Source organism: uncultured Clostridium sp. (assembly GCF_900547735.1).
In the GTDB taxonomy this organism is placed as follows: domain Bacteria; phylum Bacillota; class Clostridia; order Lachnospirales; family Lachnospiraceae; genus Otoolea.
Map to the genome: position 1 here is coordinate 1 of NZ_URHZ01000027.1, position 17,728 is coordinate 17,728.

Here is a 17,728-nt window from a genome sequence, read left to right on the forward strand (position 1 = left end):
AGAGCGCAAGCGTTTCCCGCAGGAACTTTTTCTGCCCGGATTCCCCACCCGCGACCATCTGAAATCCGGGACTGAAGACTCACCCCCTCCCCCCTCACCATCCCGAACCCCGACCGTCCCGGCGGCGTTCTCATTTTTCACCCGCCATCACGTCATATCATCCCGCAGCGCATCGATAATATTCTCCTTCCGAATCTTCCCCGTAGCATACAGCATGGTAATAAATATCACAAAGAATACGCCGAGCACGCTGACCGCGATACTGCCCCAGGGAAAGATATACCTGATTTCCCCGCCCCCGAGTACCATCCCCTTGTAAATCAGCCAGGATAGGACACCCGAGATCGGCAGCCCGAACAGCAGGGTCCTTATGCCGTAAAGGGCGCACTCGAAACGCATCATCCGGTTAAAAGCGCGGTCGGACAGTCCCACGGAGCGGAGCATGGCCAGTTCCCGTCTTCTCAGCCTGATATTGGTGGAAATCGTATTGAACACATTGGCCGTTCCAATCAGCGAGATCATGATGACAAACACAACGGTGAACAGATTTACAATAAATAGAATATTGCGGTTTTCTTCCAGTACCGCATGAAGGTTGAACAGGTTGTAGTTGGAGGTAATGCCGGCTCCGTCAATCATGGTCTGCATCTGTGCGGCAGACAGTCCGGGAGTCTTGGACCAGAAGGTGAAGGCCTGCCGTTCTGGCGCACCCAGAAGGTCAAACTGCGGTTTCGCCGTGTAAGGGGCAACAACCATTAAAACGTAGTCCCTTTTTACGGGCGGATCGAGAGGCGGCGGATCCAGCGGATAGGTGTCGGCAAAAAGCGTATGGATTGTCCGGGCCTGTTCCCCGGATTCGCTGCGGATCGTGAAATCCATGGTTTTGTTTTTGAAAATATCAATATTGCCCGGCTTTTTTCCCACAATAATCATGGTTTCGTCCTGTCCGCCGGAATTTGATGCGGGCAGGCCGAGACTCTCAAGAAAGTCTCCATAGATTTCCTCCTCGATAAACTGGACATCCATTGACAGGTTTACCGTTTTACAGTTCGCGTCTAATCCCTGGGATTCCAGGTAAGAGTCCCGGAATTCCGTTGTAAAATCACCCGTATCCACCTCGCAGGTATAGGTCGAGACGGCCTGATGGGTACTTCTGTAGACGCCGGCGGCGGTTTCCATTTCACCGTATAGACGGAGCAGTTCATTTTCGTCCGTATCCTTTGTATAGAACACGACATCCCCGTCCATTTCCACGGCCGACTGATTGGCAATCCCGTTTAAATTCATTGCAAAGGAACTTGTCGATACAAACAGTACGACGCTTAAGGTGAGCGACAGGACAATACTGCGGTAACGTCTCTTGTTCCGCTTGAAATTTTTCAGTGCAAGAGTTCCTTCAAGCCCGTATAAATTTCCCGCGAATTTAGATGTCTTCACGGCTCCCGGTTCGACCTTTATCTCGTTGGTCTGGCAGATGCATTCCATCACGGGAGTGCGGGCGGCTTTCCTTGCCGGAATATAAGCGGATATCAGAATCGTAATCATACTGATGACCGCGGCGGCGCAGATTGCAGGCAGGGATATACACAGGGTCAGGGGAACGCTATCATACATAACGGCCCCAAAATTACCGGCCACCAGGGAAATCACAAACTGGATACTTGGTATGCCGATCAGGATGCCGAGCGGTATCCCGATTGCGCCGATTACCAGTCCCTCAAATAAAACGGAGCTGCGAAGCTGCTTTTCCGTGGCTCCGACCGACATGAGGATTCCAAACTGGTGTGTGCGCTCGTTGAGGGATATATTAAATGAATTATAAATGAGAAATACGGAGCCTGTCATAACCAGGGCGATTAAAATGGCGCCGGTTGAATAGAGCAGCGTATTAAACAGTGTGTCATCCGAGATTCCCATAAACCGGAGCACATCGTCGTTCAGCACATAGGACAGTCCTCCGGCTGCGCCGTCTGTATAGGAGCGGACACTGCGCGGTTTTTTCAGCGTGACAAAGGCGCTCAGGCAATTCCGGGGAGCGGCTGAATCCGCAATTGTTATCAGCGTGTATCCGGGGGTGGAGCGCTCCTCAAATGCGGGCCTCTGGAAGATTCCGACGACCTTATAGGCCTGAACCGCCTCATTGGCCAGCGTTTCCTCACCGGGATGGTACGGATCGTGCTGGCTGAGTGTGATATTTCCCATCTGCCGGGTTCCGACCGGTACGATAAGGGTATCGCCGATCGAAATCTTTACGCCTCCGTTTGCCGCAACGTGCGCCGGGACCAGGATCTCGCCGTTGTTTTCCGGTAGTCGTCCCGAGAGGAGATGGACCGGAAGCGTATCAAAGGTTTCACGGTTAAACCCCGCGATAAATAAATACGGTTTGTCGGGATTGAGCCCGCCGTCCAGCGCAGCATAGCCGATATTTTCAAAGAATGCGGCATTTTTAATCCGGCTGTCTGCGGCCTGTTCCTGTACAAAAGAGGAGTCGGCGCCGTAAAACTCAACGTGCCAGTCCCCGGTTTTTTCGATGGCCCCGTTAATCAGATAAGTCTGCAGCGACACGGAAAAGGTTGCAACCGCCGTAATCAGGGCGGCCGACAGCGCCACTCCGGCTATTGTTACAAGCGTTCTTGCACGGTTCTTCCTCAGTCCCTGAAGGGCCGTTTTATTAAAAATATTCATGAATTCGCCACCTGCCTCTCATCCCGGACCACCCTGCCGTCTGCGATGGTGATAATGCGGTCCGCCTGCAGGGCGATATTCTCATCGTGGGTGACGATAATCAGGGTCTGGCGGTACTTTTTGTGGCTCTCCTTCAGCAGATGGATGATTTCCTTACCGTTGCGGCTGTCCAGGCTGCCCGTCGGTTCGTCCGCCAGCATGACGGCCGGTGCGTTCATCAGGGCGCGGCCGATGGCGACACGCTGCTGCTGGCCGCCGGAAAGCTGGTTGGGCAGATGGGTTTTCCGTTCCTGAAGCCCCAGGAGATCGAGCAGGTCGTTTAGCCGTTCCTCATTCACCTTTCTCCTGTCCATCAGAATGGGCAGGGTAATGTTTTCCACCACATTCAGGGTGGGGATGAGATTGTGGAACTGGTAAATCAGTCCGACCTGCCTCCGGCGGAACACGGCGAGTTTTTCATTGCTTTTTGCATAGACGTCCTGTCCGTCCAGAAATATTTTACCGTCCGTCGGCACATCCACACCGGCGATCGCGTGAAGAAGCGTGGATTTACCGGAACCGGAGGAGCCGATGATGGCGGTGAATTCTCCTTTATCAATCGTAAGGTTCACATGGTCCAGGGCGGTGACCTGATTTTCCCCTCTGCCGTAAACCTTGCTTAAATTTTCAACTTTTAAGAATTCCATTTTGTGTCCCTCCTTTTCTTTACCTGTATTATAGAACATCCTGATTACTTTTGCGTGACTTTCAGGTGAGAGATCCGTCACTTTAGGGCGCGGAAGATTGCTTTTGAGCAGAAACAGAATTCCACATTTAAACCGGAAAAAAATGGTGCGATTTTTCATCCGTAATCTGTATAATATGATATAATATCTGAAAAAGAATATGGTAAAATTGTTAAGAATGTATCAAATACAACCGAAAATCCGTATTTGATATTTCACTAAAAGTAGAAAAATGAAGACTCATACCAATGCAAAATTATGCAATATGCACAAAGAGAAAAATGCGGGTTTTTGCGGATTTTCAACATCTTCCACTCACTGAAAAAAGGAGAACCATTTATGCTAAAAAACGAACGCCTTAAATTTATTGTTAACAAGATTCGCGAACAGCAGAACGTACGTGTCAAAGATTTAAAAGAATATTTCCAGGTTTCCGATGAAACCATCCGGAGGGACCTGATGGAGCTTGAAAAGCAGGGGCTGCTGCGATGCGTACACGGCGGCGCGGTGTATGATTCCTTTACGGCCAATGAATACGAGGTGGAGGTGCGCATCAATAATAACCCGATGGAGAAAGAGGCGATCTGCAGGGAAGCGGCGGAACTGGTCCAGGACGGCCAGTCCCTGGCGATTCTGGCCTCCACGACGACCCTGCCGCTCGGAAAGTATCTGGCGGCTAAAAACAACCTGACCGTTGTGACAAATTCCATCCAGCTTGGAAACCAGATATCTTCCAATATGAGCAACCATGTCATACTTACCGCAGGCAATATCTGGCATAACCAGCAGAAGACAATGGGGGAGCTGACGGCGTACTGCTTCCGCAGATACCGGGTGGACAAGGCGTTTTTCAGCGTCTCCGGAGTCTCGCCGTCCGACGGTCTCACGGAGTATACGGAGGAGGAGAGTGAACTTCTGCGGGCGGCGATTGAGATGAGCCGGGAGAGGATACTCCTGAATGACTCCACAAAGTTCGGAGTGGTTGCCTTCTGCCGGTTTGCCGGAATTGAGGCCGTGCATCAGATGATCACGGACTGGCATATTACAAAAAAAGAGCTGTCCTATTACACATCCATGGGAATCAAGGTTTACTGCGCGGCTAAATAATCGGGAACACGGTGTTCCATCCCCGTGAACAGTAACCCATCCCCGTTTGGTTTTTTGTGGTTTTATTGGAATATGGCCACATAATAGAAAGAAAATAGTTTGAAATATCCCGTCTGTTAAAACATTTGCGTGAGTTGACAGACGGTTTTCTTTGTGCTAATTTAAGCCTGTGAACAGGACAGACAACGTGTCCTTGAAGAAATAAGACACATGAAAGATATGAGGAGGGGATGAAATAATGCAGGCGGATGTTGTGATTATTGGTGCAGGCGCGACGGGTTCTGCCATCGCAAGGGAGCTGTCCCGCTATGAGTTAAATGTCATTCTGGTAGAGCGGAATGAGGATGTGGGCGGATACGCATCGAAGTGTAACAGCGCGACACTGTGCAGCGGACACGATGCGGAGCCGGGTTCCCTGGAGGCGAAACTTACATCGGCTTCCAACCGGGCATATGACCAGGTCTGTAAGGATCTGGATGTGGAGATGAAGCGGCTGGGCATGATTTATGTGGCCCATGACGAAAAAGAGCTGGAGCAGCTTAGGTCAATCAGGAAGAAAGCCATCCTGAACGGCGAGTACAATGTGGAAATGCTTTCGGGAGAAAAGGTTCACCAGATGGAGCCTTCCCTGAACCCGGATATTGTCGGAGGCCTGCTGGTGCCCAACGAGGCGATCGTGGATGTGATGGAGCTGCTGTTTGCCTTTGTCGAGAATGCGATGGACAACGGAGTTAAGGTCATGCTGGGCACAACCGTTTCCCGGATCAATGTGGACCCGGAAACACATGCCGTGAAATCGGTTGTAACCGATAAGGGCGAGATTGAATGCCGTTTTGCAATTAATGCCGCGGCCATCTATGCGGATAAGCTGGCACAGTCGGTCGGCTTCTGTGATTATTACAATTATCCCCGCACCGGACAGTTTTTCGTTCTTGATAAGAATTTACCATACAAACCGGAGCATATTATTGTTCCCCTCCCCACACCGGTGAGCCGCGGACGTCTTTTGACGCCTACCATACACGGGAACCTCCTGGTGGGCCCGTCGGCGGATAACATGAGCGACCGGGAGTGCACCAAGACGGATAAGGAGACTATGGACAGCATTGTTTCGGACTGCCGGAAGATGATACCGGCCGTGAGCCCATTTGACTCCGTGACACAGTTCTGCGGCGTGCGCCCTGCGATTTATCCGAAGAAAGACTGGAGAATCCGTACGGTAGACGGCTGTAAGGGATACATAGAAGCGGTCGGAATCAACCAGGGAATCAGCGCGGCGCCGGGAGTTGCCAAATATGTGGCCGAACTGCTGGATGATGAAGGTCTTGAGATGACGGAGAAGAAAAACTGGATCTCCGAAAGAAAGGCAATCAAACGCTTTGCCTCGATGACCGAGGAGGAACGCGACGAGGCAATCAGGAAGAATCCCAGCTATGGAAATGTCATCTGCCGCTGTGAGACGGTTACGGAGGGAGAGATTGTGGAAGCCATCCATAAAGGACCGGGAGCAAGGAGCGTGGACGCCATTAAGCGCAGGCTGCGCGCCGGAATGGGACGCTGCCAGGGCGGTTTCTGCGGCCCGCGTGTTGTGGAAATTCTTGCACGTGAGCTTTCGGTAACCGAAGAAGAAATCTGTAAGAATGAGCCGGGTTCTGAAATGCTGGTTCGCGTAAACAGAAAGTGAGGATGACAGAATGAATGAGAGATATGTGGACGTAGCTGTCATTGGAGCGGGACCCGCAGGACTGGCGGCAGCGGCGGCAGCAAAAAAAGAAGGCGCAGAGAAAGTGGTTCTGATTGAACGCGATTTCCGTCCGGGCGGAATCCTGGAGCAGTGCATCCATACCGGATTCGGACTTAAATATTTTGGGGAAGAGCTGGCAGGGCCTGAATACGCGGAGCGCTTTATAAAAGACTGCGATGAGCTTGGCATCGAGATGATGTTAAATACGATGGTTTTAAGCATAGACGGACCAAAACATCTGATCCATGCAGCGAATAAATCGGGCGCTATAGTGGTGGAGGCGGGAGCCATTATCCTCTCCATGGGCTGCCGGGAGCGCACAAGGGCGCAGATTGTAATTCCCGGTTCCCGTCCCGCAGGCGTTTATACGGCGGGAACGGCCCAGCGTTTCTGCAACGTACAGAACCACATTGTGGGCAATGAGATTGTAATTGTCGGTTCCGGTGATATCGGAATGATCATGGCCCGCAGGATGACGCTGGAGGGCGCGAAGGTGAAGGCGGTTATTGAAGTGATGCCTTACCTGGCCGGACTCACCAGAAACAGGGTGCAGTGCCTGGATGATTTCGGAATCCCGCTCTATTTGAGCCATACCATCGTCGATATAGACGGAAAGCGCCGTGTAAAGGGCGTGACGGTGGCAAAGGTGGATGAAAAGAAACAGCCGGTTCCCGGAACGGAGTTTAAGATTGACTGCGATACCGTCCTTTTGTCGGTTGGACTGATACCCGAAAATGAGGTGTCGAAGACGGCCGGCGTGGCCCTTGACCGCGTGACGAACGGCCCGGTTGTAGATAACACGATGATGACCAATATCCCTGGAATCTTTGCCTGCGGCAACGTGGTTCATGTCAATGACCTGGTAGACAATGTGTCCACGGAAAGTGAACTGGCCGGTACTTATGCGGCCCGTTACGCGGCGGGACAGGGCGGAGAAGGTGAGACGGAGATACCTGTAAAACCGGGGAATCTGGTGCGCTACATGGTTCCGCAGTCTGTTAAGCCGGATAAGACGGAGAAGGAAGTAAAGATGTATTTCCGTGTGCTGGCGCCTACGAAGCAGGTTACGGTAGAGGCGTCCTGCGGGGATAAGATTCTCTATAAAGCCAGAAAAGCATTTGTAAATCCGGGAGAGATTGAGCAGATCAGGATACCGGCCGAAAAACTTACCGGTTTGACGGAAGGGGAAATCATTGTGAACGTCACAAAGGAGGAGGTGAAGGCATGATCGAAAAAGAAGTAATCTGTGTCATCTGTCCGTCAAGCTGCCATGTCACCGTGAAAGGCGACGGGAAAACGGTCAGTGAGATAAGCGGTTATACCTGTAAGCGCGGGAAGGACTATGCGGAGGCGGAGTATATCTCGCCGATGCGGACTCTGGCCACCACCGTGAAGGCGGAGGGTTACAGCTGCCCGATCATCGCGGTCCGCTCCAATAAACCGATGCCGAAAGAAAAGATATTCGATGCAATGGCCGAGATTCAGAAAGCGGTGGCAACCCCGCCGTTCTATGTGGGGAAACCGGTGATTGAAAACATTCTGGACACAGGGGTGGACATCGTGCTGTCCAATCAGTAAAAGCGTCCGGGGTTTAAAGCGGAAAATGAGATTAAAGGTTATTGTTCACAGCGCAGCGCGGCGTGAACAGTAACTAAATGAGAAGGTATGAAACACTAAAAAGAAAGGGTGTGCGGCAATATGAGACATGTAGCGGAATTTGTACAGGGTTTACTGCAGGAAAATTATGATTTGGGGGAAATCACAGAGGTAGAGCCGATTAAGGCGGGGGATACGAACAACAGCTTTTTCGCCACTGCAAAAAAAGACGGGGAAGAGAAAAAATGGTATGTGCGCCAGTACAACACGGCCGAGCAGGAGCAGGATATCATTTACGAACATGCATTTGAGAAATATTATTCGGCCAATGTAAACGGCGCGATGCAGACCATGACTCCGGTGGTAAACCGCACCGGTAAAACGTGGCTGGTGGCGGAGTTTGAGGGCCAGAACAACTTCTATGCGGTATTCAACACCATCAGCGGACTGGAGCCGTATTCCTGGGAGTACAATGAGATGCCGCAGGAAGCCAAGGATTCCTGCGCGGAGATATGCGCCAGGTTCCAGTCATGGGCATACGGTTTTGTGGGACCGGAGGGCAGCGGAAGAAGTGAACCGGAATTAGAGGAGCAGTTTAAAGTATGGAAACAGGATCTTCCGGCCGCACAGGCGGAGAAGAAACAGAACCCGAAGGTATTTACACGTTTTACGGATTATTTTGAAAAAGAGATTCCGTATCTCATCGATACCATTGATTTCTGTGACAGCGAGCTTGCAAAGTGCAGGGAACAGCTTAAAAAGTGCATCTGCCATAAGGATCTGAATCCCGGCAACGTCATGTTTGACGAAAATGACAAAATCATTGCGGTGTTCGATCTGGACTGGGTTAACACGGATTACAGGCTTTATGATCTGGGATGGATGAGTTACCAGGCTCTGGCGTCCTGGGATACGGCAAGCTGGGGAGATGTGGCTGTGGAGAAAATAGGCAGATTCATTTCCATCTACAACCGGACCATGAAAGAGACGGGCTGCGAACTCGGAGAACTGAACGACGCGGAGCGGATGTTCTATCCGGTCATGATGATAATCGGGGCGGTCAAGGTTATTATGGACTTCACCTGCTATGAGAACCACGAGGCGGAAGTGCACAGAATGTTCGTCAACACATGGAGATTTGTGGAGAGCGTTCACTTTATGCGGGAGCATCTGGACGAGATCCGGGCGGCCATTGCAGATTAATGATTCACACGCTGAACAGTCACGCGCTTAACCAACAATACGGAATAGAAATCAGGAGGAAAGAAGAATGGATATCAGGGCGATTCATGAAGTATTAACTATTGCTAAGAGACTGGATGACAAGGGACTGTGCAATGCATTTGAGGGAAATGTATCGGTAAAAAGAGACGGATTCCTTTATATTACGCCGTCGGGCAAGAACAAAGCGACGCTTACGGAAGAGATGATTGCCGTATTCGATGAGGAGGGAAACCAGGTGTCCGGTATTTTTCCGGCATCTTCGGAGCTTAAGATGCACCGCGCCGTTTATGGGATGAGGGATAACATCGGGGGAGTGGTTCATGCGCATACTCCTTTCCTTACCGCATATGCGCTCTGCGCAAAACCGTTTGAATCCTTTGCCCATGCCGAGATGCTCTGGGATCATAAGAAGGTGGAAGTGGTGCCTTACGGAAGACCGGGTTCCGACGATATCTATAAGGGAGCGGAAACGATTTTCCAGAAAGGAAGAGACATCTGCCTGCTGGCCAACCACGGGGTACTGGCTGTCGGCACTACGGTATTCGACGCGATGAATAAGCTGGAGTCGGTGGAGAACGCATGTAAAATCTGTACCCTGGCCAAATTGATCGGGGAGCCGGCGGATCTTCCGAAAGAGGAGATTGAAATACTGTTAAGCCTGTAACTGTAAAGATGCATAATAGGAGAAGGAAATGAATTCAGCACTGATGTTTGGAATCTGCCTTGCGGCGGCCCTCTTTCTGCAGACATGGGGAAGTCTGGCGCAGTATAAACGGGTCACCAGGGACTATCAGGAAATCAGAAAACGCAACGCGGTTGTTTCTGTGGGCAAGAGTACATACAGGGGCATGAACAGAACGGCTGTGCTTGGCTTTAATTCCTCGGGGACTCTTAACGAGGCGTATATTTTATCCGGAATAACGGTTTTTGCAAAGCTTAAGCAGTTATCCGGCCATGACGGGGAGCATTATTCCGCCGTTAAAGACTATTATAGCAAAGACAAACGGATGGCCTGCGTCGTACAGGCCGTCCGGTATATGGAGGGGTCATATGATTGAAAAATTAGCTGCCGCGGCGGCAAGCTTCATCGGGATATTTAATGCCGGAGGCTCTTATTTTCTGGATCTGGTTGCGGGAATTATTCCCACCTTACTGGTTCTTTTAACGTTTATCAACCTTTTAATCCGACTGGTCGGAGAGGAACGGATCACAAATTTCCTGAGAAAATGTACGAAATACGCGATTACGAGATATACCGTTTACCCGCTGCTGGCCCAGATTTTCCTGACGGATCCCATGTGCCATACCATGAACCGGTTTGTGGAGGAAAAATACAAGATTGCGTTGTATGACTGTGAGATGACGATTCTCCATCCTCTGACCGGCCTGTTTCCTCATGTATGTCCGGCCGAGCTGTTCATCTTTATGGGAATTGCAAGTGGTATTACGGAACTCGGGTTTGACAAGAATGTCCTGGCGATCTGGTATCTGGCCGTCGGCATCGTACTGTGTCTCATCAGGGGCATTGTCACGGAAAAGATGTTTGCCGTGATGCAGGGAAGGAAGAGTAAGAAGGGAGGCCAGGTCCATGAATAAATTATTGGATATCATTGCAAATATAGGCGCTGCGGTAGGAAGCGTCGTTGAGAAAATTATGGATTCTGCTAAGGATGCCGTGAAAATGGTTCTTGAGACAGTGCTCCCGTTTATGGTATTTATCAGTTTGATTGTCGGTATTGTAAATTACACGGGCGTTGGAAACTGGCTTGCCGGCTTGATTGCTCCTGTTATGTCCAACCTTCCAAGCATGATGGTTATGAGCTTTGTCTGCGTTCTGCCGTTCCTGGCTCCGATTCTTGCGCCGGCCGCCGCGGTTGGCCAGGTTGCCAGTATTCTGATCGGCACGCAGATCGCAGCAGGGGCAATTTCTCCGGTCTATGCGCTTCCGGCCCTGTTTGCAATCAACGCGCACGTTGGCTCGGACTTTATTCCGGTCGGCCTGTCACTTGCAGAGGCAAAGGACGAGACGGTGGAAATGGCGGTTCCCGCATTTTTGTTCAGCCGTATGATTACCGGACCGATTTCCGTTTTACTCGCATACTTTGTCAGCGTTTCGGTCGGAATGTTCGGATGATGGCCTCAGCGCGGCAGTGGTTTGTTACAAAAATGATTTGGCCGCAGATGCGGCCCTGATACAGGAGAGTGAATGATGTTTACAGTAAATAATTACACCCCAACGAGGGTAATCTTTGGCGCAGGCAGGTTAAAAGAGCTGGCAGAGGTGGAACTGCCGGGGAAAAAGGCGCTGATCTGCGTGACGGAAGACGGTCTGATGGAAAAGCTGGGTATTCAGCAGAAGGTGCTTGAACTTCTTGCAAAGAACAATACCGGGGCCGTAGTATTTGATAAGGTGACGCCCAATCCGACCAAGGCCGGAGTGGAGGCCGCGACGGCTCTTGCTAAAGCGGAAGGCTGCGATTTCCTCATCGGCCTCGGCGGCGGCAGCAGCGTGGATACGGCGAAAGCAGCGGCAATTATGATGGCAAATGAGGGCGATCTGTGGGATTATGCTTACACGGGAACGGGAGGCAGGAAGGAGATTAAAGTTGCGGCTCCGGTTGTAACCATCTCGACGACGGCAGGTACCGGCACAGAGACCGATCCTTACTGTGTCATCACAAGAACCGATACGAATGAAAAGCTTGATTTTGCGGTGGACGCAATTTTCCCGGTGATTTCCGTCATCGACCCGGAACTGATGGTAACGCTGCCGAGAAGCCTGACGCTGTATCAGGGCTTTGATGCGCTGTTCCATTTATCGGAATGCTATATCACCAATAACCATGAAAACAGGCTGGTGGATATCTATTCCGAGGACGGAATCAGAGCGGTGGCAAAATGGCTTCCGGTGGTGGCGGAAGACGGCTCGAACCTGGAAGGACGCGTCAATATGTCCTATGCGGCCAATATTCTGGCCGGTTATACACAGTCCCTCATCAACTGCACCTCCCATCATATCACGGGCCAGACCATGGGCGGTTTATTCCCGAATGTTGCCCACGGCGCCAGCCTGATTCTGATTGCGGGAGAGTATTACAAACGCGTCTGCCGGTATTTCCCGGAGCTGTTTGACGAGATGGGAGAATTCATGGGAGTGAAGGCGGATCCGGAGCATCCCGGAGCAGGCTTTGTCACGGCGCTTACCGGACTGCTGCACGTAACCGGAATGGATTGCCTGACCATGAGTGAATTCGGAATCAGGAAGGAAGACTGCAAAAAGATCGCGGATATGACCGTCAATAATACCGGCATCGCCGATATGGACCGGTATCCGGAGGCTCTGGCGGCGGAGGATATAGAAGGGATTCTGGAACGATCTTATAAGTAAAAATAACAGGCAGTAAAAATGATATGCGGTACAAATGTTTTAATCGTTCTGATAATAAAGTATTTTAAGAAAAGAAACGGAGCCCACGGAAAGAGATTTCCCGTGGACTCCGTTTTTGGCAGTATTTCCAGTATTAAGAGTAATTGCGGCATTGAGCGGTTTTGCGGCGGGAAGAAAGGAATCATGCCGGCCCTTCCATTGACACCGGGAGCGGCCGGTGATAAGATAACTCATACCAACAGAGGTGTAAAAGCGTTTAACCGGCTTACCGAAACGGCAGCCGGATGAAAGAACGAAACGGGAGGTGGCGCAGAAGTGATGAATTTCGGACGTTTTCTGGAACGGACAGAGGTGGATAAGGACCCCACCGCCGCCAATTTTCCAAGGCAGGTATGGGAGGCGAAAGAGGCGCTGCCGGAGTACCGGAGGCATCTGGAACCGTGGTTTCGGAGAGGAATCACTCCGGAGCATGTGCTTTTTGTGCCGCGTCCCTGGTATCAGCCCGGAATCAATGAGTACATGCTGGCGTATCTGGAAGAAGAGCTGATGGTACTGGAACGCCGGGAGGATGGACGGATTGAAAAGTCCGTCATCAAACGGGACGACGTGTCCTGCTTTTGCAGCACCGAGGATTTGCTGAAGGGATGTATCACCGTTTACCGGCCTGTCCGGGGAGTAAACAAAAAGACGGAGCTTTATTATAACCGCGTGGCGAAAGCGCTGTTCCTTCCGTTCCTGAACTGGCTGGCCTGCCGTCCCGACGAATTTGACTGTCACAGAGCGGCGGAGGGGGATGTGATGCCGCGCCGTCTGAAGCAGGAAGAGCTGGCTCTGTATAATTACGGCAAGGATGCATACCGGTTCGGAAACTACGGCTTAAGGTGGGAGTGGCGCAGCTTCCGGCCTTCCGGATTCCTGAAAAAGAAAAAGGCGGTAAAGCCGTCCTGCCTGTTATGTGAGATGGAAAGGGGAAAGGTACTGGTCCTGCTGGCGGGCAGCCGCGCCGATATCTGGTACCTGTTTAACGGAAGGGCCTTCGCATCCTTAGAGGATAATGACAGGATGTGCAGAATTCAAATCAGTGCGGGAAACGAAGTGATTGAGGACAGGACATACCGGTCCGGAGGTGATATCGGAAGATAATAAAAAGGGATGAAATCATTCGGCTGATTTCATCCCTTTTTATTGTGAACGTCATAAGGAACACAGAGCGCCTTATATCGTCTTTGCATCATGCAGAAATTAGTTGTTAACTGTAACGTTAACTGCCTGTAATCCACGAGCGCCTTCAGTAACTTCGAAGGATACGGACTGGCCGTCTTCTAATGTTTTGTAACCGTCCATTGCAAGTCCGGAAAAGTGAACGAAAATATCGTTGCCCTGCTCATCGCTGATGAAGCCATATCCCTTCTGAGAGTTAAACCATTTTACTGTACCTTTATTCATGAAAGATACCTCCTGTTAAAATATTATATTTCTTTATAAAACAAAATTCACATATCCCTGTAAATCAACAAACCGATTTACAACAAATATGTGAAATCTAAGCTTTATGAAAAATACTCATTCAATATAGCACGCAAAATCGGGTTTGTCAAGATTTATAAGCGGTTTAAATTACATTTTATTCACTTTTTTTCAGTTTTGGTGAAAATAGGCCGGAAAGCCCCGCGGAAGGAGGGATTTATGCCGCTGAAACGGTCCTCCTCAGGCGGGTAATTCCGCCCGGGGGATGCTATCCTGATGTGTTATAGATTTTGTGCCTGACAGGACTGCAGGCTCCGGCTTTCATCGAGTTCCATTCTGAGAAAAATATTCCTGGAATAGAGCGAAATGACGAGCGACACCGCCGCCGAGCCGAACAGCACAAGGAAGGATACCTCTGCAAAGCGGTCGAAAAGAATTCCGTACAGAGCCTGGCCTAAGGGCTGCGAACAGCCGGAGACGGCCATCAGGGCGGCCATAATCTTGCCCAGGAGATGGGGAGGCGACTGAAGCTGCACGGCGGAACATATCTGGATCAGAAATACGGTCGAGGCGGCCATCGCGATAAAGCTCATCACGGTAATGGTCAGATAGCCCGCCATCGGGGAGAAAAAGGGCAGAAGCGAGATTCCCATACAGGCTGCCGCAAAAGAACAGACGGCCAGCAGCAGATGGCAGTTCCTGAGTTTCAGGCGTTCGGAGAAAATTCCTCCGAGCACCCCTCCGGCCAGTCCTCCGAAACCAAGGGCGCCCTGGGTAAAGCCGAGGGCGGCGTCACTCATTTTGAGAATATTGACGATAATCACGGGTATTCCCACGATCATAGATGCGGAGAGAACCAGGTTAAACAGTGCTAAAACCGTGACTACGGAGAGTAAAACCGGTTTTTCATTTCTTATATAAAGAAAACTTTCCTTCAAATCGCTTTTAACGACGGAAAAAATTCCTGCCTCGGTTTCCCGTTTCTCGTGTGGAATCCGGATAAAGATTTCCATGACGGCCGAAGAGATAAAACAGAGGATGCTGATTGAAAGGATGGGGAAGAGTCCCCAGGTGCCGAATAAAATTCCTCCGATGACAGGGCCGAGAAGTCCGGCCAGCGTGCTGACCATGTTGATGACTGCATTGGCCTGCATAATCTGTCCCGGCAGGACCAGGAGGGGGATACTGGCCTGGACGGCGGGCTGGTAAGCGCCGGAGATGCCGTAAAGGGCCATCAGGCAGACGATCATGAGCGGGACGACGGGGAGTTTTCCGAGCATCAGGTAAAAGACGGTAATGAGGAGGGCGGTCGAGAAGTCCAGGATTACCATGATATTGCGCTTGTTCATCCGGTCCGCGAATACACCGCCCGCCAGGGAGAGAAGGATCATCGGAATAAAGGAACAGGCGGTTACCGCCCCGAACAGGGAGGAAGATCCGGTTTCCCTGAGTAAATAAAGCGGCAGGGCAAAACGGAGAATGGCATTGCCGAACAGGGATATAATCTGGCCAATGACCACAAGGGTGAAGTCGCGGAGAAACAGGGGCAGTTTTTTGTCATTCATAGGTGCTTAACTCCTTTTTATGCTGATATGATTGATGCAGTTACAAAACATATTAAAACCGACCGTCGGTATGTATAACGTCTAAATAAAACTGCCCGTTAAAGGCAGTTTGCAGTGAGGGCGGAAGAGCGGGTGCCCGATAGCAGAAGCGCGCGGTTATTCTTTTGCGGCGGCTACTCCTGCGCTTCGTGTCTGTTTATCAGTACGCTGTAAGAAACATAGGCATCCGTCAATTCTTCATCCAGCAGATCGCCGATTCCCATTCCTTTCAGAAGCTGGTTGAAAACCTCACAGCGCGACCTCACCGCCTCCGGTGAGGTCGGCATGAGTATGGGGTGCAGCCAGACATTCGAGAGAATCATGATGGCTTCCGCCAAAGCCTGGGGATGGTCTGTCTGGATGGAGCCGTCGGCCACTCCCTCTTTAAGGATTGGCTCAATATAGAAAGGAACGACCTCGTCATACAGATTGCGTATCTGCAGGGCAAGGAACCGGGGACTGTCCAGAAGATAGGGAATCATCGTGATGGCCTTCTGCTGGTCCAGTACAAGCAGGGCGGTTCGGAATAGCTTTTTCAACTTCTCCCGTCCGTTCAGCGTGCCGTCGTCGCGCACTCTGCCGAGGATTCTTTCGTTTCTTTCGCCGAGCTGGTTGACGATGCGTATGAAAATTTCTTCCTTGGATGCGAAATGGTGATAGATGGCTCCTTTGGACAGTTTTGTCACGTCCATGATGTCCTGCAGCGATGTCTCATCGTAGCCATTTTTAATAAACAGTTCTGCCGCCGTGTCTAAAATCAGTTTCACGGTTTCTTCCGGGTGTTTGTTGCGTGCCATGATATCCCTCCATACCGACCGTTGGTTTGTAAAAACAATATCACAATATTCTGATAATGTCAACTATGTTAAATAAATGATAAAATTGCACAATTGTATTTTTTAAGGTACAATAGAGGAAACGCAACTGTTGATTTAAGAAAACAAAATAGGGGGAAGTGTTTATGGCAAATGAAAAGAAAAAGTTACCGCTGGCTTTCTGGATTTTCACAGGTCTTCTGTTAGGTATTTTAGCGGGTATCGGGTTGATGAAGACGCCCGAGATTGCGGTAAAATACATCAAGCCCTTTGGTACGCTGTTCCTGAATCTTGTCAAATTTATTGTCGTTCCGATTGTTCTTTTCTCCATCATGTCCGGCGTGATCTCCATGAAAGACATACGCAAGGTGGGCAGTATCGGAGTCAAGACGATCGTCTATTACATGTGCACGACGGCAGTTGCGGTAGTGATTGGCCTGGTGCTTGCCAACCTGTTCAAGGGAAGCTTTAAAGCGCTTGCCGTGACGGAGCTTGAGTATACCGCGAAAGAGGCGCCAAGCTTCATCGAAACTCTGGTTAATATTTTCCCTAGCAATATCATAGGACCCATGTCGGAGGCAAACATGCTCCAGGTCATTGTGATTGCCCTGTTCTTTGGCTTCGGCGTCATCTCGGTGGGGGAAAAGGGAAAACCGTTTGCCGATTTTGTGGAGAGCGCCAATACCGTTTCGATGGTGATTATGGAAACGATCATCAAATTCAGCCCCATCGGCGTATTCTGCCTGATCACTCCCGTGGTGGCGGAGAACGGCCCCAACATACTGGGAAACCTGCTGGCTGTCCTTCTGGTGGCCTATGCCGGATACATCATTCACATGGTGGTGGTATATTCCGCAACGGTGAGTATGCTCGGTAAAATGAGTCCGATCCGCTTTTTCAGCGGCATGGCGCCCGCAATGATCATGGCTTTTTCCAGTGCCTCCTCGGTGGGGACGCTGCCTCTGAATCTGGAATGTGTGGAGAAGATGGGAGGAAGGAGAGACGTGGCCAGCTTTGTGCTTCCGTTAGGCGCCACGATAAACATGGACGGAACCGCGATTTACCAGGGTGTATGCGCAATCTTTATCGCAGCCTGTTTTAAGGTGGATCTGACTCTGGGACAGCAGCTTACGATTATCCTGACCGCCACGCTGGCGTCAATCGGCACCGCGGGAGTTCCGGGCGCCGGTATGATAATGCTGGCAATGGTGCTTCAGAGCGTTAACCTCCCGATCGAGGGAATTGCCCTTGTGGCCGGTATTGACCGGATTTTTGACATGGGCAGGACAACTGTCAATATTACGGGCGACGCAGCCTGTGCCCTGATTGTATCCAGACTGGAAGAGAAGAAGGAAGCGCGCAGGGCGGGATGA

At 50.8% G+C, this 17,728-nt stretch carries 18 protein-coding genes; 13 read left to right on the plus strand and 5 right to left on the minus strand.

The annotated features are described in order from the left end of the window. Nucleotides 1-147 precede the first annotated feature (147 nt). Nucleotides 148-2,685 (minus strand): ABC transporter permease, encoded by a 2,538-nt coding sequence (locus QZT18_RS10435; RefSeq protein ID WP_294147489.1) that lies wholly within the window; start codon nt 2,683-2,685, stop codon nt 148-150. Further along, on the minus strand, nt 2,682-3,371 hold the full coding sequence (locus QZT18_RS10440; RefSeq protein ID WP_294147491.1) for an ABC transporter ATP-binding protein: 690 nt from the start codon (nt 3,369-3,371) through the stop codon (nt 2,682-2,684). Before QZT18_RS10440 ends, QZT18_RS10435 begins: the two co-directional genes overlap by 4 nt. A gap of 378 nt (nt 3,372-3,749) precedes the next feature. Here QZT18_RS10440 and QZT18_RS10445 point away from each other — a divergent pair, with 378 nt between their 5' ends. The 12 genes from QZT18_RS10445 to QZT18_RS10500 all read left to right on the plus strand — a co-directional run bounded on the left by QZT18_RS10445 (nt 3,750) and on the right by QZT18_RS10500 (nt 13,612). Then, nucleotides 3,750-4,517, plus strand: coding sequence for a DeoR/GlpR family DNA-binding transcription regulator (locus QZT18_RS10445; protein WP_164516923.1), 768 nt, complete (start codon nt 3,750-3,752; stop codon nt 4,515-4,517). 238 nt (nt 4,518-4,755) lie between these two features. Beyond that, nucleotides 4,756-6,201: an NAD(P)/FAD-dependent oxidoreductase gene (locus tag QZT18_RS10450; RefSeq protein WP_294147494.1), complete on the plus strand. Its 1,446-nt coding sequence runs from the start codon at nt 4,756-4,758 to the stop codon at nt 6,199-6,201. A 10-nt stretch (nt 6,202-6,211) separates the two neighbouring features. Continuing rightward, nucleotides 6,212-7,489, plus strand: coding sequence for an NAD(P)/FAD-dependent oxidoreductase (locus QZT18_RS10455; protein WP_294147496.1), 1,278 nt, complete (start codon nt 6,212-6,214; stop codon nt 7,487-7,489). Next, nucleotides 7,486-7,839 carry a DUF1667 domain-containing protein gene (locus tag QZT18_RS10460; RefSeq protein ID WP_294147498.1) on the plus strand — a complete coding sequence of 118 codons (354 nt, stop codon included), beginning with the start codon at nt 7,486-7,488 and terminating at the stop codon, nt 7,837-7,839. The genes QZT18_RS10455 and QZT18_RS10460 overlap by 4 nt, the downstream gene beginning before the upstream one ends. A 120-nt stretch (nt 7,840-7,959) precedes the next feature. Beyond that, complete coding sequence (locus tag QZT18_RS10465) at nt 7,960-9,060, plus strand: phosphotransferase enzyme family protein (protein WP_294147500.1); 1,101 nt, start codon at nt 7,960-7,962, stop codon at nt 9,058-9,060. 67 nt (nt 9,061-9,127) lie between these two features. After that, a complete protein-coding gene (locus tag QZT18_RS10470; protein ID WP_294147502.1) occupies nt 9,128-9,745 on the plus strand; it encodes a class II aldolase/adducin family protein in 618 nt (205 codons plus the stop codon). 28 nt (nt 9,746-9,773) lie between these two features. Next, on the plus strand, nt 9,774-10,139 hold the full coding sequence (locus QZT18_RS10475) for a transcriptional regulator GutM (RefSeq protein WP_294147504.1): 366 nt from the start codon (nt 9,774-9,776) through the stop codon (nt 10,137-10,139). Next, nucleotides 10,132-10,677: a PTS glucitol/sorbitol transporter subunit IIC gene (locus tag QZT18_RS10480; RefSeq protein ID WP_294147506.1), complete on the plus strand. Its 546-nt coding sequence runs from the start codon at nt 10,132-10,134 to the stop codon at nt 10,675-10,677. The genes QZT18_RS10475 and QZT18_RS10480 overlap by 8 nt, the downstream gene beginning before the upstream one ends. After that, nucleotides 10,670-11,215, plus strand: a complete 546-nt coding sequence (locus tag QZT18_RS10485) for a PTS sorbitol transporter subunit IIB (RefSeq protein WP_227031947.1) — start codon at nt 10,670-10,672, stop codon at nt 11,213-11,215. The genes QZT18_RS10480 and QZT18_RS10485 overlap by 8 nt, the downstream gene beginning before the upstream one ends. Before the next feature lie 72 nt (nt 11,216-11,287). Continuing rightward, nucleotides 11,288-12,469 carry an iron-containing alcohol dehydrogenase gene (locus tag QZT18_RS10490; protein WP_294147514.1) on the plus strand — a complete coding sequence of 394 codons (1,182 nt, stop codon included), beginning with the start codon at nt 11,288-11,290 and terminating at the stop codon, nt 12,467-12,469. Between the two features lie 18 nt (nt 12,470-12,487). Next, entirely contained in the window at nt 12,488-12,757 is a 270-nt protein-coding gene (locus tag QZT18_RS10495) for a hypothetical protein (protein WP_294147516.1), read from the plus strand. Nucleotides 12,758-12,784: 27 nt separating this feature from the next. Continuing rightward, nucleotides 12,785-13,612, plus strand: coding sequence for a hypothetical protein (locus QZT18_RS10500; protein WP_294147518.1), 828 nt, complete (start codon nt 12,785-12,787; stop codon nt 13,610-13,612). 99 nt (nt 13,613-13,711) lie between these two features. Here the strand turns inward: QZT18_RS10500 and QZT18_RS10505 are convergent, their stop codons facing one another. The 3 genes from QZT18_RS10505 to QZT18_RS10515 form a co-directional block, all read right to left on the minus strand. Then, complete coding sequence (locus QZT18_RS10505) at nt 13,712-13,915, minus strand: cold-shock protein (RefSeq protein ID WP_003498636.1); 204 nt, start codon at nt 13,913-13,915, stop codon at nt 13,712-13,714. Between the two features lie 302 nt (nt 13,916-14,217). Next, nucleotides 14,218-15,501 (minus strand): MFS transporter, encoded by a 1,284-nt coding sequence (locus QZT18_RS10510; protein ID WP_294147553.1) that lies wholly within the window; start codon nt 15,499-15,501, stop codon nt 14,218-14,220. A 173-nt stretch (nt 15,502-15,674) separates the two neighbouring features. Next, a complete protein-coding gene (locus QZT18_RS10515; RefSeq protein ID WP_294147555.1) occupies nt 15,675-16,337 on the minus strand; it encodes a TetR/AcrR family transcriptional regulator in 663 nt (220 codons plus the stop codon). 164 nt (nt 16,338-16,501) lie between these two features. Here QZT18_RS10515 and QZT18_RS10520 point away from each other — a divergent pair, with 164 nt between their 5' ends. Beyond that, nucleotides 16,502-17,728, plus strand: coding sequence for a dicarboxylate/amino acid:cation symporter (locus QZT18_RS10520; protein WP_294147556.1), 1,227 nt, complete (start codon nt 16,502-16,504; stop codon nt 17,726-17,728).